The organism is Longicatena caecimuris, from assembly GCF_004341945.1.
GTDB classification, from domain to species: Bacteria; Bacillota_I; Bacilli_A; order Erysipelotrichales; family Erysipelotrichaceae; genus Longicatena; species Longicatena caecimuris.
This window is the reverse complement of the sequence record NZ_SMBP01000003.1, coordinates 84,067-101,018: the sequence shown is the minus strand read 5'-3', so window position 1 is coordinate 101,018 and position 16,952 is coordinate 84,067. Positions and strand designations below refer to the sequence as shown.

Here is a 16,952-nt window from a genome sequence, read left to right as displayed (position 1 = left end):
ATCCTGTCCTATGACGTTTTCTTTATTCCTGCACCGCGCTTGTTTCAATTTGCCGCGGGCGATTCAAAATTGCCATAAACTGCTCACCGGTAATCGTTTCTTTTTCATATAAGAACTTTGCCAGCTCATGCAATTTATCTTTATTTTCTTCAAGTATTCGATATGCTTGTTGATATGCATCCTGTATCAGTTTCACTACTTCTTCATCAATTTTGGTTGCCGTTTGATCACTGCAAGCAAGTGTCGCATCTTGTCCAAGATAGCGATTATTCACTGTTTCTAAAGCAGTCATGCCAAACTGTTCACTCATTCCTAAACGAGTGATCATACTTCTGGCAATTTTGGTTGCCTGTTCGATATCATTTGCTGCACCACTGGTAATGGAATGGAAAATCAATTCTTCCGCAGCTCGTCCGCCACAGAATGTTACGATTTTCGTAAAAGCCTCATCCTTTGTAATCAAATTACTTTCATCTTCCGGTACCTGCATAGTATAGCCAAGAGCTCCACTTGTTCTTGGTACAATCGTAATTTTTGCGACTGGCATGGAATGTTTACTGCGGGCTGCTACTAAGGCATGACCAATTTCATGATAGGATACAATGAGTTTTTCTTTCGCTGAAATCACAGCATTTTTACGTTCATAACCGGCAATCACAATTTCAACAGCTTCTTCTAAATCCTTCTGCAATACTTGATTACGATGATCTTTTACAGCAATCAAAGCTGCTTCATTAATAATATTAGCAAGTTCTGCACCGCTGGCCCCTGCTGTAGCTCTGGCAATCGCGCGGAAATCAACTTGTTTACTGATTTTAACATCTTTCGCATGAACTTGTAAAATTGCTTCACGTCCATGCAAGTCAGGCAATTCCACCGGAATGCGGCGATCGAATCGTCCCGGACGCAACAATGCCTGATCTAAGGATTCCGGACGATTGGTCGCAGCTAGGATGATAACACCGGTACTGCCATCAAAACCATCCATTTCGGCTAATAACTGATTTAACGTCTGTTCTCGTTCGTCATTTCCACCAACGCCTGCACCATCTCGCTTTTTCCCTATCGTATCAATTTCATCGATAAAAACGATGCATGGAGCTTTTTCACGAGCCTGTTTAAATAAATCACGTACTCGGGCAGCTCCGCGTCCAACAAACATTTCAACAAATTCGGAACCGGATATAGAGAAGAAAGGCACATTGGCTTCTCCGGCAACAGCTTTGGCTAATAACGTCTTACCGGTACCCGGTGGACCTACTAATAATGCCCCTTTTGGCATTTGTGCACCAATCTTACTATATTTTTCTGGATCCTTTAAAAAGTCAACCATTTCCTGTAAGGATTCCTTCGCCTCTTCCTGTCCTGCTACATCACGAAAGGTTTTACCGCTTTGACTTTTTACATAAATTTTAGCATCGCTTTTGCCAAAATTACCAAAACCACCGCCAAAACTCATGGCATCGCCACCCATTTTCTTCTGCATCTTTTTAAACATCCGATTACCTAGCCACCATAAGAAAGCAACCGGTAAGATAAATGTCAATAGAAAAGATAACAAAGGATTCATTTCTTTCGTATGAATACGCGTAAATTTAGCTCCGGCATCATATAAGCGCTGTGATAAACTCGTATCTGTTTCCATCGTTTCTGTTTTATACAGCTGTTTCGTTTCCCCTTTAAGTGAATACGTAATATTCTGATCACCTATTTCTACTTCATTTATCTGATGCTGTTCAATTTGTTTCATAAAATCATTGTAGTTCACGTTTTTAATTTTATCCCCACGAAACATAGTAAATACAAGATTAATTCCTAACAGAACGATTAAGATGATTAAATAATAGTAATATAATGGCTTTTTCTGCTTATTCATAGGTAACCTCCTGCAAAAGATCATCAAGTCGTTTCAGACTCTGTATCATTTGCTTAATACTTTCTTCATCTTCTTGCTTCAGAAAGTCCAACTTGGCATCCATACGCTTTTTAATATCCGCAAGGATAGCTGCGCCCTCATTGCTTAAGCGTACATAGACAATACGCTCATCCTGAGGTGAACGGCATCTGCGTATCCAACCATGCTCTTCCATTCGTTTGATAATGGCGGATAGATTTGAATTCGTCATTAGCAAGCGCTGTGCCAATGCCCCCAGTTTACATTCTTCATCATTTGCCACTTCCATCAGTACAAGCCCTTGAATACCCGTCATTCCATAATCTTCATAACAGCGATTCATACAGCTATGCAAATGTGTAGTTATCGTTCTGATCAAACGAACAATACGTTCCTCATTGCCCATAACAGCGTCCTCACTTCCTATTATTTCACGCATGAAATAGTTTATGTGATGAATATACACCTTGCCTTTTATAACGTCAATACCTTTGCTGTTTTCAACATCAAAACTCTATACTTCTCACATAATTCACATATTGAAAAGGTTATCATTCCATTTCCTTCCATTTTTGCTTTTGCTAGGCATTCCACCCATGCCCTTTGTCTAGTGAAACATACCGTAATGTAGGGGAGGTGAAACAATCGCAACCGCATATTTACAAGTTCATGTCATGACACAGGAAACCTTTTCACCTGTTGCCCAAGCCTGCATACGTATTTATCGCAAACAACAAAACATTCTGGTATTTGAAGATTTTCTGTTAAGTGATGCTTATGGTATGACTTCCTGGATTCCCCTTTATGTGGATGGTAAAAACCCCGTGGAATATCTGGTTGATATACGTATAGGAAACTATCGTAATTTACAGCAAAAAGTCATCCTGTATGCGAATGAACGAAGTTGTCTATTAACTTTGATGCGTACAAATACCCAAAAAGGCAATACTCATCAAGTGACAAAAGATTGTCTATGCTTTGCCCATGACCCACCTGTTTCTTGTTTCCCTGCCGGTGTTTTTCAACCCGTCATCAGTAAATTAATGCACCTTTTAAGTGAAAAGATGAATCCTACCTCATCTGATGAACAACTTGAGGCTGCCATTATGAAACTGTTGAGCTTGCAGGAACAAGACTCCACAACAGATGAAGGTGGTAAAGCTGCAACTGCCACTTATTGCTTCTATCCTGACCTTTTAGCAAAAGCCGTACACTATTTTAATGCTTATAGTAATCAAAAAAATCCTATTACTGCTCTATCTGATGAGCAGAAAAAAACCTATCGATTACAGTTTCAACAACAATACCATATCATATCCAGCTTTCACCAGGCATTGCCTATCATCGCTAAGCAGAATGGTCAATGGAACCATGACAGCATGGAAGCACTTCTTGCCTTCCACAGGTATTGGCATCTTCCTTGCATGGATCATTTGACCCCATTTACGATACAATGGGCATATGAGCTTGCTTTTACCATCATGCAGCATACTGCTGGCTCTTTGCCTTTGTTCACCCCCCTATCCATAGCAGCAACAGAACAATTAAACACATTAACAGAAAAGCTGAACATCTTGCATGCCTATTATCCTACGATTCCTTACTGTGCTATGGAAGATGCTCAAACAACAAGACAAGCCATAAAAAGCTTTCAGCGACTGCTCGGCCTTCCAGTCAATGGCATCCTGGATGAGACACAATGGCAGCTGATAAAGCAGATGTGCAAAGAACTTGAAGTCTATGAAAAAGCGATTTCTCCATAAGCAAGCATAATGAAAAAATAGTGATAAAGATATAAAAACACATTAAAAAAGGAAGCAACATGATCATCCAAAAAATTGCATGATAACATGGACTTCCTTTTTTTTATAAAATCGACATTACGATATTCCATACATACGGAGCTATCATGACGGTGATAATACCGCTGACGCCTATTGCCAAAGAGCTCATCGCACCCTCTACTTTGCCTAACGATAAAGCCTTGGTCGTTCCAATGGCATGAGCGCTAGTTCCCAAAGCAATTCCTTTTGCGACAGGATGTTTGATATGAAAAATACGAAAAACGACATCCGCTGCAACTGCTCCAAAAATCCCAGTAACTAAAATTGTCAATACACTAATAGCAGGTATCCCGCCCAGCTGTGCACTTACTTCAATTCCAATCGGCGTTGTGATTGATTTAGGAACTAAAGAAGCAATGATGTCAGCATCAAAATGAGTTAAAAGACATAAAGATATCGTTGAAATCATACCAACTAAGATCCCCACACAAATTCCTATCATGATAGGAACAAAATAATTTTTCAGATTATGTAACTGTTGATACAAAGGAACCGCTAAAACAACTGTCGCCGGTCCTAAAAACAGATTGATAATATCGCCACCAAGCTGATAGCTTTCTAATGGAATGTTACTAATCAGCAACACGATAATGATAAGAGCGATGGCAATCAGTAATGGATTCAGAAATAAGAGCTTTGTTTTCTTTTGGATAAATAACCCTATTTCAAAAGCAAGCAATGACAATAAGATGCCAAACATAGGGGTATTGATAAGTTCATCCATGCTTTTTCCCCCATTTCTCCATCACCTGTTGCATGCTCCATCCACTCAACCCCATCGTAATCACTGTAGTCACCATGCAGATTAAGAGGATTGGAATCCAAATATCGGCGATATGATAAAATTTTGCCATCAAAGCAACACCAGCCGGAATAAAGAAAAATGGTAGATGTCCTAACAAAAAATCCGAAACTGTTGCGATCATATCCAGCCGCAGAATACGAAAAGACAACAGTAACAACAGTAACAGCATTCCTACCAGACTACCTGGCAAGGGTAAATGTAAAAGCGTAGACAGACATTCTCCAATATAGCTAATGCCAAAGATGATGATAATTTCACGAAACAATTTCATCGCTGCGCATTCCTTTCTCTTTTATGTGCGTTTGTCCTTTTCTTTGTTCCTACATTCTTTTTATTCATAGTCTTATCTTTCCCTTTTGCTTGTTTGTGTGAAAAATTATTAGCGGATGGACGACGATATGAGATCAAACACTTTGGACCATTGCCAATCAAATCTTCTCTTCCTGCTTTTTTTAATGCTTTGTACACCAGATCATAATTTTGTGGATATGTAAATTGCATCAAGGCACGCTGCATTGCTTTTTCTTCCCAAGTCTTCGCTACATAAACAGGACGCATCGTCTTAGGATCCAAACCGGTGTAATACATACAAGTAGCCGGTGTCCCCGGTGTTGGATAGAAATCTTGTACCTGTTTCGGTGTATAATGGATCTTCTTTAAATAACAAGCCAATTCTATGGCTGCCTGTAAATCACTGCCTGGATGTGAACTCATCAAATAAGGCACAATATATTGATCCATATGGAACTGTTCATTCTTCTCTTTAAATTTTTCAACAAATTTTAAATAGAGCTCCTTGCGTGGTTTTCCCATTTTATCTAACACAGCCGCATTGATATGTTCAGGAGCTACCTTCAACTGTCCGCTGATATGATATTTTACCAATTCATCAAAGAACTCATCATTCTTATCCTGCATCAAATAATCATAACGAATACCAGAACGAATAAAAACTTTCTTAATTTTAGGTAATTCACGAACGGAACGCAAGATATCCAAATAACGACTGTGATCCACTACCATGTTGCCACAAGGCTTTGGAAATAAACATTCTCGTTTCTTACAGGCCCCAAATTCTCGCTGCTTATCACAAGCTTCTCGTGAGAAATTAGCTGTAGGCCCTCCTACATCATGAATATACCCCTTGAAATTCGGCATCTCGGTTATGCGTTTTGCTTCTTCGACAATGCTTTCCTTACTACGTGTAGAAATTACACGTCCCTGATGATGGGTGATGGCACAGAAAGCACAGGAGCCAAAGCAGCCACGATTAGATACGATGGAAAACTGCACTTCTTCAATTGCCGGGATATAATGATATTTTGGATGGAAGGTGCGTTCATATGGCAAGGAATAGGTAAAGTCCATCTCTTCCTGTGTCAATGGCAATGGTGGTTGATTTTGTACGACATACCAACCATCATAAGGCTCTACCAATACACTTGCCGCAATGGCATCAATATTTTCATGCTGGATATGAAAACTCTTGGCATAAGTGCGCTTATCCGCTTTTACTTCCTCATAGCTGGGCAACAAGATATAATCACTCAAATACTCTAGACTTTTGGTTTTCCAGCAAGTACCGCGTATATAACATAGATCCTTTGCTGCTAAGCCACTTGCCAATGCATCCGCAACCTCAACAATCGTATTTTCTCCCATGCCATACATCAATAGATCTGCCTGTGAATCCATCAGAATACTGCGTCGTACAGCATCATCCCAATAATCATAATGCGATAGGCGCCGTAAGCTAGCCTCAATGCCACCAATCAATACCGGTTTATGTGGAAACAGTCGTTTCAAGATTTGAGTGTATACGATCGTAGGGCGATCCGGGCGTTTTCCCATGACACCATCATCACTATAAGAATCATGATCACGGCGGCGTTTATTTACAGAATAGTGATTCACCATAGAATCAATATTGCCGGCAGATACTAGAAAACCTAACCGTGGTTCTCCAAATTGTAAAAATTCTTCATCCTTATGCCAATCCGGTTGAGCTAAGATTGCACAGCTATAGCCATACGCCTGTAAAACTCTGGTAATGATGGCACAACCAAAGGAAGGATGGTCCACATAAGCATCCCCATTAACATAAACAAAATCTACTTGTTCATATCCCTGTTCCAGCATTTCCTCGCGTGTTGTTGGTAAAAAAGCCATAATAACGCCTCCATCTCTATAAGCCATATAATAGTACCATAGAAGGCATTCATTCGTCACCTCATGAAAGGAATTTTTTGATTATTTTCATGATGCGCGTAATTTAGAAGAAGAAACAAAGGAATGTAGCAGTTTCTATCTTTTCCTTATGATCCAGATATCGCACGGATGCACTTAACTAATTATCAGCCGCTCATACTGTATCCTTTTAATTCTTTAAAACTCATGATCTTCCATTTTAAATTCATGAATCAAAAAACGAATTATGCTTCATAAAGTTTCTAATAAATAATATTCTGCAAATTGTTGATATTTACTTATTTTCAGTATTTATTAGCTATATAACTAACAATCGTAAATCATTAGCTGAATCACTAACAATATACGATCATTAACGAATTAAATTTATATATTTCATAATAAGTTAGCAAAACTAACCTTTTTGTGCCATCTTTAACTTCTCTACTTTCTCTAATTCCTGTAGGATTGCTTTTTCTTTATTACCGTTTGTTGCAGGAGAAGGATTCCAAAATAGAGCCTTTGTATCATAGGCAAATTTTGCTTCTACATAATTTTCTAAATGATCGTTGATATCGTTGCTTTCCATATCTTCAGGTAGCTGATTAGCACCCACATAGGAATCGATATCAATTTCACACCAACAAAATTCCTCACATAGCTGTAACATGCCACGATATTTACAACTGGCTCTATCCATGTAGGTTTGGAATGCAAACAATTTTTCATCCTTATGAAAATAAGCACCTTTCCATACCGCTTTTGGCTCTTGCTGCATACTCTGTAGATTTGATAGTATTTCTGTTTGTATGTTATTGCTGGAACCGACTTCTAAACAGTACCAATATTTTCCATCTTTTCCATCTTTTCCAAACAAAGCCCATACACGTTTTTTATCATTACCAATATCAAGATTGTCTTTAATATCCTTTTTTGCGGAATTAATTGTATCTTTCGTAAATCTGCATATACACTTTATATAGTTTAGCTTACTTAAGTTCAACTTCTTACAGGTTTTCTTTATGCTCTCATCCACTTTATTTACCTTCTTTCATTTCCTAACATCGGGCATTACATACTTTGCAATTAAAAATATACTTCTATTATAAAAGAGAAAATCGTTACGCAATAGCTACAGTAAACAGATTTCCTCATCATACTATGAAATACCTATCTTACACCATCAGATATTGGGTTGTTTTCGTTTTCTGGTTATTACAACAAGCAGCAGGTATAGCAGTACCACAATAACGAGGCAAACAGGAAGAATCCAGATAGCACCTGATGGCAATTCATATAAACCAAGATAAACTCCTAACACCTGGAAATAAGGATATTGTAAAATACCATATAAGAAAATGGCTAAAATCATAGCTGCTACAATAATAATACCTTGATATAAGATATCTCGCTGCAGCCGAATCTTTTTTTGCATACCGATATGTGTATAACAAATATTGCTCATCTTTTGCATAGCTTCATCTGCACGCACATTGGCATACAAAGTCAACAATAAGACAAAACCGCCCATCATTGCAACACTAATCATGACATAGCGTAATTTCAGACTCAAATCGTTATTATTCTCCTGCAAGATGTGTAATACCGTATCATAGCTATCATAGGTAATACCTTTTTCCTTTAAAGCAGCTTCAAAAGCTTGCTTTTGTGAGCTGTCCTTTAGTTTTAGGATAGTCTTAGGCATTTGTGGATAATGCTCTCTATCTAAAGGACTCATGTTACGACTGGCAAATGCCACATAGCCTTGATTTACGATAGACTCTGTAAAGCCATAGATTGGATATCCATTTACTCGCCATCCCTGTGAGAATTCAGCATAGGTGTCATTGGCAACTTCAGGATGTTTTTTCACATAGTCAGAATACATGATATAGCGATGAAAATCATGTTGAATACGACGTGGCACCATAGTTCGCATCTTTTCCATCAATGTTTCGCCACCTTCTGCTCCAACCGGTGGCGGATAAACACCCTCTTTTACCGGTAGAAAATGCTTTAAACTTCCGGTCAAGGTAATGCGCATGCCTGGATAATAATGAAATTCTACACTATCTCGCGTGCTTTTATCATATACCATGAATTCCTTATCAATACTAGTAAAACGCTTTGTTTCATCCATAAACGCAAAGACATCAAAATATTCCTTTTTCAGTTCCATAAAATCATCATAAGCTATCCCATTATACAACTGATAATCAAATTGTAAGCCAAAGGTAGCCGGCGTATACAAATGCCATAAAATACTTTGCGTCATAAACAGCAGCAAGATTGTTAAAAAGATAATAGCTAAAGAAAGAATATTACGCATGGAAGAAAACGGATGTGTTAAAACTTCTCGCCATGCCATATGCAGACTCTGCCAACGATACCGAATACGATGTGTACGTTTTGTAATATGCACGTCTTTCGCCTTCATCGCATGGGATAGATTTGCCTGGAAACAGGCATGTACTTGCCATAGCATCAAAGCGAGCAATCCGATAAAGAAAAGGATGGTAACCGGCAAAAGATATAACACTGTTTTCGTTGATAAAGAAAATAATAGACGCAAGACATAGTTTTGTTGATGTGCCAACACTAGCTGCAACACGATATCAAAAACAATCAGCAGACCAAGCGCTGCAGCAAACAGCTGTCCATATTCCATTCCATATGCCTTTTGAATGTTTTTCTTCATGATCCCATTGGCAATCAGAATATGCAGCTTTTCACGATCTTCAATCAGTTTACGTTTCATAAAGGCAAACAAAACAAATAAACAGCTTACCACCAAGCAAGAGGTAACACTTAAGGATACAAATTGGAAGATACCATCTTGTACATGATTACCATCAATTTCATCCGCAAGTAAACGAAAATCTATCTGAGCGGAAGAAGTACGATCATCATTATACGCATCACTGCGCAGGGCATACTCTTTCTGTGCTGAATAGTCCTTGATTTTCAATTTTAAGATGCGTTCATATAGACCTGCCGCCTTTTCAAGACCATACGTTTTCACATAATGACCGTTTATTTGTTCTATGGTTTTCTCATTAACGATACCTACGGCACGTCTGGTAATCTGATAATCCTGAATAGCTTTACTATTCTTTTGATTGGCATAGCCATCATCGTAATTAGGATAATCAAAAACACTTGTTATCGTAAATTTTTCTTTTTCTTGGAAGGATCCAGTAATTTCAATCTCATGTCCTAAAGGTTCAATGCCCTGTTTTCGTAAAGAACGTGCATAGCTTTCCATGACCCCGATTTCATGCCCCTTTAAATCTTTTAAGGGCTTACCTTCTAATAACGGATAATGCGCATCGCTTTTCACGAATCCTTCTAAATAGATAGGAGATGTTTCTTGCATCCAGCTTGTTGAAAAAACGCCATACGGCCATACCAAACTTTCTTCATAAGTGAAGTCTAAGTTGCCATCTTCTTTATACTCTTGCAAAAAATCCTTGATTTCATCATCATATTCTTTATAAAAGATATTGGTCGTGGCAACATCCATCTTATCGATACGTTCTGCCATATTTTGCCCTTTTGTAAACACTGTAAAGGTGATTTGCAAAGATAATAGGGAAAGAAAGAGCAGCAGTATCAGCATAGCATGCAGGAAAGCTTGTTTCTTATGCAAGGTTTTATATACAAGTTTCATAAGCTTAGCGCTCCGTGATTTCCATCACTCGCTGATAGTTAGCTTCTAGATCATCACCGGTAAAGGCTTCATCGCATTCAAATACCCCACTTTCCACAAACACCATTCTTGTTCCATATGCGGCAATTCGCGGACTATGGGTTACCATCAAGATCGTTTGTCCTTGTTTATTCAGTTCACTTAGGATGTTCATGATTTCATCAGCAGTCTGTCGATCCAAGGCTGCGGTTGGTTCATCCGCAAATAAGATCTTTGGTTCATTTACCAAGGCTCTGGCAATTGCACAACGCTGTTTTTCTCCTCCGGATACCTGAGATGGATAGTTATCCTTTAAATGGTCAATATGCACCTTCTTCAATAGTTCCATTGCTTTATCATACGCTTTCGCATCGTATTGCAAGCGTGTAATCGCTACATTTTCTAAGATCGTCAGATTATCGATCAAATAATTGTCCTGAAAGATAAAACCAAACTGATGCAAGCGCAATTGTTCTAACGCTTTGCCTTTGATTTCATTTAGCTTTGTGCCACCAATTTCAATGCTTCCCTCATCAATCGTATCAAAACCGGAAACACAGTTCAGAAAGGTCGTCTTTCCACTGCCGCTTTCCCCCATGATGATCATAAAATCACCGGGATTTACATGAATATTGATACCTTTCAAGATTTCAACGGTTTTATCCTGCGTCTGATAAGACTTTCGCAAGTTTTTTACATCAATCATACTGTTCACCCTTCCTTTTTATGCTGCGCTTTTCCATAAAACAGCATTCCTGCGCTTAATACGATAACGAAGATTACCATCAGCATAGGCATCATGCTTAACGATGAAGGTAATTCATATACACCAAGATAAATGCCTAATACATTAAAATACGGATATTGTACAAGTATATACAGCAACGCCGTCATAAGAAAGGCCAGAAGCAGCATCAACGCTTCATAAGAAAATTCTTTGCGCCGACGCAAGCTGTTCTTAACACCGATGCGTGCAAAACATGTATACATCGCTTTTTGCTGCGCCTTATCGGCCATGACATTGGCGTATAGCGTAATGGCTAACACAAGGATTTCCATTCCAAAGACAACACTCATGACATATCGCAGCTTCTGGTTCAATTCATCATTATTTTCCTGCAGCATCGCTAAGACGCTATCATAAGAATCATACGTTAATGCACTTTGTTTCATCATCTTTTCCATATCTGCTTTTGCTTTCTCATCCTTGACCTTTACCAACATCTTAGGAAGATATGGATAATGGACTTTGTCAACCGGACTTTTTCTTCGCGATGTAAAAGCGACATAGCCTTGATTCATAATGGATTCTGTAAAACCATAAATCGCTGCGCCATGAACGGAAAAGCCTTCGACAAATTCGGCATACGTATCATTGGCATATTCAGGATGTTGATTTACATAATCCGAATTGGCGATATATTTATCAAAATCATATTGAATGCGCCGCGGCACCATGGCACGCTCTTTGGAATAATCTATTCCGTTATGTTTTTCATCCGGAATCCGTGGATAAGAGCCTTCTCGTAATGGAAGAAATTCATCCAAATCTCCGGTTAATACCAAACGCATCCCCGGAAAATAACGAAAATCTACACTCTCGCGTGTACTGCGATCATTTACCATATATTCTTTCATAATACCATTTTCTTCTTTGTTCATCTCTAGAAGTGCATATTCTTTTATATATGGTTTGATTTTTTCATAATCATCATAAGGCATACCCGCAGCTATTTGATAATCAAATTGTAAGCCAAAGGTAGCCGGTGTATACAAATGTGATAAGATTCCTTGCGTCATGGACAAAAGCAGGATCGTTAAGAAAATAACGGCTAAAGAGAAGATATTCCGTATTCCCATAAATGGATCTGTCTGAAATTGTCGCATTGCCATATGCAGTGGCTGAAAGCGATAACTGATGACACGTCGTTTCCGTTTTACCGACAGATGTTTTCCTTTGATTTGTCGAAATAAATTGCCATGGAAGCAGCGATGCACTTGCCAACGAATCATCAGCATTAAAACAATGATGAAAGCAACTAATAAAGGTAACAACCATTTTGCCGTTTCCCATGACATGGTAAATAGTAAGCGCAAAATATAATCACTTTGCTGCTGAAGAACAAGATATGTGAAAAGATCAAAAAGGATTAGATAAAGGATTGCGAATACAAACAATCGTCCATATTCCAGATCATAAGCTCTTTGGATATTGCGTTTGGTGATGCCATTGATGACAAGAATACTTAATTTTTCCTGATCATCCAGCAGTTTCCGCTTTAAAAAGGCATATAGAACAAATAAGCAGCTTAGCAATAAACATGCCGTTACACTCATTGACACAAAACGGAAGATAGCATCTTGTACTCGATTGCCATTTAATTCATCCGCCAATAAACGAAAATCTGCCGATGACATATAATAGGTATCTAAAGCATCCTGGCGAAATTCATATTCATCCTGCATATCATAACTATCAAAACGTACTTTTAACATCGTACTGAAGGCCCCTGTCGCACCTTCTCCTTTGGCTTTGATAATCTCATTACGTAAGTTTTGCAAAGTTTCTTGTTTTACGATACCAACAGCCGGTGGTAAGATTTGATAATCTTTTATTGCGTCTTCATTTTTATGATTCACATAGCCATCTTCATAGTTTGTATAATATAGGATGCTTTCAATTTGAAAGGTATGCGCATTTCCCATATCATCTTGAATACTAATTTGATGATGCAAGGGTTCTATGCCTTGTTTTCGTAAAGCATTGGCATAGCCGTTCATAACGGCAATCTGATTACCCTTTAATTCTTTGCATGGCTTTCCTTCTAACAAAGGGTATGCATCATCACTTTGAATATAGCTTTCTAAATATAATGGAAATTTTGACTGCATCCAGCTAGTTGAATAAGGCAGGTATGGCCATGCACTACCTTTTTCATACGTGAAGTTAAATTTACCTTGTTCCTGATATTCTTTCAGATACGTATCAAAATTCATCGAAGGACTGCTGAAGATGGTTGTTGTGGCAACATCTAAATGTTCAATACGTTTTGCCATGCTTTGATTCTTCGTAAAAACCGTGCAGGTTACTTGTAAAGACAGCATAGATAAAAACAGCAGTACGATCAATAAGCCATGTGTAAACATCTGTTTCTGATGCAACGTTTTATATACAAGTTTCATAAGCTTAGCGCTCCGTGATTTCCATCACTCGCTGATAGTTGGCTTCTAGATCATCACCGGTAAAGGCTTCATCGCATTCAAATACCCCACTTTCCACAAACACCATTCTTGTTCCATATGCGGCAATTCGCGGACTATGAGTTACCATCAAGATCGTTTGTCCTTGTTTATTCAACTCACTTAAGATGTTCATGATTTCATCAGCAGTCTGTCGATCCAAGGCTGCGGTTGGTTCATCCGCAAACAAGATCTTTGGTTCATTTACCAAGGCTCTGGCAATCGCACAACGCTGTTTCTCTCCTCCGGACACCTGAGATGGATAGTTATCCTTTAAATGATCAATATGCACCTTCTTCAATAATTCAATTGCTTTTTCATACGCTTTCGCATCGTATTGCAAACGAGTAATCGCTACGTTTTCTAAGATTGTTAAATTATCAATCAAATAATTGTCCTGAAAGATAAAACCAAACTGATGCAAACGCAATTGTTCTAACGCTTTGCCTTTGATTTCATTTAGCTTAGTGCCACCAATTTCAATACTTCCCTCATCAATCGTATCAAAACCGGAAACACAGTTCAGAAAGGTCGTCTTTCCACTGCCGCTTTCCCCCATGATGATCATAAAATCACCGGGATTTACATGAATATTGATACCTTTCAAGATTTCAACGATCTTATCTTGCGTCTGATAAGATTTTCGCAAGTTTTTTACATCAATCATATTATATCTCCCTTCCACGATGTCTTCCGATAACCAATAACAGTAAGACACCGCCTGCACATAACAAGGCCATTAGCCATGGCATTATTGAATATGCGGATGGCAACGTATATAAACCTAGATAATCACGCAAAATAGCAAAATAAGGTAGTTTGAATACCGCATATAGCAATAACCCCAGCAAGAACGCCATAACCAGCAAAATAATTTCATGCAACAGCAATCGTTTCTTTTGCATGTTTCTTTGCCAGCCCAGTTTTAACAGATAGCCTTCTTCCCGACGTTTTTCTTCGATGTCACTTTGGACATTTGCATACATCGTCATACAGCCAACTAAGATCGTTAAGCTGGCAACTCCTGCCATAATAGCAAATAAGCGTGCTTGTAAGGCATTGTTATTCTCCTGCAGCACATCTAAGATATCCTTGTAGCGAACATAAGTGATTCCTTGTTGCTTACATGTCGTTTCAAAAGTAGCTGCTTGCTTTTCATCCTTTAAGCGTAGCAATGTCGTTGGAATTTCCGGATACCAATAGGTATTTAAAGGTCTTCGCTTTGCGCGAAAGAATGTAATATACCCATTATTGATAATGGATTCTGTAAAGCCATGTAACTGGGATGCGGATAAGTAATGATTAAGACTATACTCTACATAAGTTTTCGTACGTAATGTATCATCTTGTGCCACCTTTTTATCTTGCATGGTGTATAAGCCAAAATCATGTTCTAAACGTCTGGTCGTCATGCCATATTGTAACTCAAAGGCACGCTCACCTAAGTGCTGCTCATTGGCTTCCTGTGGATAGGTTCCCTTTCGTAAAGGAAGAAATTTATCCAAAGGTCCATCCATGATCATCAATAATCCCGGATAATAATGATAGAGATTTTCATCGCGATTGCTGCGATCATCGACCATAAAACAACGATAGACACTGGTATCTGCACTTTCCGCAGCGACAAACACGAAATCTTCATCCAGATATGTTTTTTGCAGCTTTGTAAAAGATGAAAAGGAGATAGGTCCTTTTAACATATAATCGAAAGATAAACCAAACGTTTCTGGTGTATATAGATGAAATAAGATGGTAGAAGTACCACTTAATACCAGCAAGGTCACAAACACGAAGGCCAAAGAAACGACACTGCGCAGGCTGGAAAATGGAGTGGTTACGATATCACGCAACGCCATTTGTAAGCTTTGATAGCGATAGTGTATGCTCTTATGATGTTTCAAATGCAAAGAGCGCGAGCGTATTGCCGTTACCAAATTGCCTTTAAAACAGGAACGTACCTGCAGTGTTACCTGAAAGAGCAAGGCTGCTAAAAATAACAGTGTACTGCCAATGATCAAGAGCCATCCTTTCATTGATAATGTAAACAGCAATAATAAATCATAACGGTTCAAGACATGCAGAAACCATTGCATCATAAACAGAAGGATAAGATGAATGATAAAGGCCTGTAAAAAGATTTGTACGATTTCCAGCAAATAGGCATTGCGGATATTCAAACGGCGAACCCCATTCATAAACATTAAGCTTAATTTTTCCTGATCCTTTATCAGCTTCCGTTTCATAAAAGCATAAAGCACAAAGCAAGAGCTGATTAGCATACAGATGGTAACGCATAGCGATACAAACTGAAAGATCCCATTCATGATCTTATTCGCATTCATCTCTTCTGCTAACAGACGGAAATCAGGATAGGAAGCCATCTCTCCGGTAATATAGGTATAATCCAGATACATGCGTGAACGTAGGTCATATTCATCCTGCTCATGATAATCATGAAAGCGTATCTTTGCCATGGCATTGCCATAGATAGAGGCTTTTTCCAGCTTCTTGATTGTTTCATAATTTCCAATTGCAACGGCTGGTTTGGCAATCGTGAACATATCGACTTTATTAATATCGTTTTGTCCGATATACCCTTGGTTATAGTTGGGATATTCCATGATGGAAGCAATCACAAAGGAATACGTTTTTCCATTGGGTGGATCTTTGATGACTTCCTTATGACCAAGTACCTGGATGCCTTTATCTTCCAGCTGTTTGGCATAGCTTTGGGTGATGGCAATTTCATTTCCTATTAGCTTTTCTAGAGGTTTGCCATCCAATAAAGGATAGTTAGCATCACTTTTCACATAGCCTTCAATATACAAGGGGAAAGATCCTTGGATAGAGCTTCCTGGATATGGGGCATACGGAAAGACGCTTGTCTTTTCATAATAGTCAAAGCAATGCTCTTCTTTCTGTATGACATCTAAAAACTTATACATTCCTTTTGGTGAATCGGAAATGATTGCGGTATGTGTGGCATGCATCTGATCAATGCGTGCTACGATAGAATCACTACGCGTAAAGACACTAACGCTGATGGATACCGATAACATGGCAAATAACAAAAGGATCATCAATAGAAACTGCTGAAAACGCTGTTGATAATGCAGCGCTTTATATATACATGCGATTTTTGAAAAACACCCTAACCGTAACAGGAAAGGTGTCTTTGTGTGTTCCCTCTTTTTCATATGCTCATTTCCCTTTTCTTATATTGTAGCACAACATGATGGTTTTTTCATAACTCTTTGAAAATTTTCAAGATAATTTTATGAGTTTACAAAAAAA

Annotated in this window: 12 protein-coding genes; 1 reads left to right on the top strand and 11 read right to left on the bottom strand. The window is 38.5% G+C overall.

The features are described from left to right. Positions 1–22 precede the first annotated feature (22 nt). The gene (gene ftsH / locus EDD61_RS02870) at positions 23–1,876 is read right to left on the bottom strand and encodes an ATP-dependent zinc metalloprotease FtsH (protein WP_008688984.1); all 1,854 of its coding nucleotides are present in this window, start codon (positions 1,874–1,876) and stop codon (positions 23–25) included. Beyond that, positions 1,869–2,300 (bottom strand): MarR family winged helix-turn-helix transcriptional regulator, encoded by a 432-nt coding sequence (locus EDD61_RS02865; protein ID WP_008688987.1) that lies wholly within the window; start codon positions 2,298–2,300, stop codon positions 1,869–1,871. The genes ftsH and EDD61_RS02865 overlap by 8 nt, the downstream gene beginning before the upstream one ends. 268 nt (positions 2,301–2,568) lie before the next feature. Here EDD61_RS02865 and EDD61_RS02860 point away from each other — a divergent pair, with 268 nt between their 5' ends. After that, on the top strand, positions 2,569–3,657 hold the full coding sequence (locus EDD61_RS02860; RefSeq protein ID WP_132223877.1) for a peptidoglycan-binding domain-containing protein: 1,089 nt from the start codon (positions 2,569–2,571) through the stop codon (positions 3,655–3,657). Between the two features lie 103 nt (positions 3,658–3,760). Here the strand turns inward: EDD61_RS02860 and EDD61_RS02855 are convergent, their stop codons facing one another. From EDD61_RS02855 to EDD61_RS02815, 9 genes are all read right to left on the bottom strand, one after another. Further along, the gene (locus EDD61_RS02855) at positions 3,761–4,462 is read right to left on the bottom strand and encodes an LrgB family protein (RefSeq protein WP_117547301.1); all 702 of its coding nucleotides are present in this window, start codon (positions 4,460–4,462) and stop codon (positions 3,761–3,763) included. Then, a complete protein-coding gene (locus EDD61_RS02850; RefSeq protein ID WP_008688992.1) occupies positions 4,455–4,814 on the bottom strand; it encodes a CidA/LrgA family protein in 360 nt (119 codons plus the stop codon). The genes EDD61_RS02855 and EDD61_RS02850 overlap by 8 nt, the downstream gene beginning before the upstream one ends. Further along, positions 4,811–6,712, bottom strand: a complete 1,902-nt coding sequence (locus EDD61_RS02845) for a YgiQ family radical SAM protein (RefSeq protein ID WP_132223874.1) — start codon at positions 6,710–6,712, stop codon at positions 4,811–4,813. The genes EDD61_RS02850 and EDD61_RS02845 overlap by 4 nt, the downstream gene beginning before the upstream one ends. A gap of 433 nt (positions 6,713–7,145) precedes the next feature. Beyond that, positions 7,146–7,766, bottom strand: a complete 621-nt coding sequence (locus EDD61_RS02840) for a hypothetical protein (RefSeq protein ID WP_132223871.1) — start codon at positions 7,764–7,766, stop codon at positions 7,146–7,148. 147 nt (positions 7,767–7,913) lie between these two features. After that, a complete protein-coding gene (locus tag EDD61_RS02835; RefSeq protein ID WP_132223868.1) occupies positions 7,914–10,400 on the bottom strand; it encodes an ABC transporter permease in 2,487 nt (828 codons plus the stop codon). A 4-nt stretch (positions 10,401–10,404) separates the two neighbouring features. Beyond that, positions 10,405–11,124, bottom strand: coding sequence for an ABC transporter ATP-binding protein (locus EDD61_RS02830; protein WP_008688999.1), 720 nt, complete (start codon positions 11,122–11,124; stop codon positions 10,405–10,407). A gap of 5 nt (positions 11,125–11,129) precedes the next feature. Further along, complete coding sequence (locus EDD61_RS02825) at positions 11,130–13,601, bottom strand: ABC transporter permease (protein ID WP_132223866.1); 2,472 nt, start codon at positions 13,599–13,601, stop codon at positions 11,130–11,132. A 4-nt stretch (positions 13,602–13,605) separates the two neighbouring features. Continuing rightward, a complete protein-coding gene (locus tag EDD61_RS02820; protein WP_017144623.1) occupies positions 13,606–14,325 on the bottom strand; it encodes an ABC transporter ATP-binding protein in 720 nt (239 codons plus the stop codon). 1 nt (position 14,326) lies between these two features. Further along, positions 14,327–16,855, bottom strand: a complete 2,529-nt coding sequence (locus EDD61_RS02815) for an ABC transporter permease (RefSeq protein ID WP_132223863.1) — start codon at positions 16,853–16,855, stop codon at positions 14,327–14,329. Between the last annotated feature and the right edge of the window lie 97 nt (positions 16,856–16,952).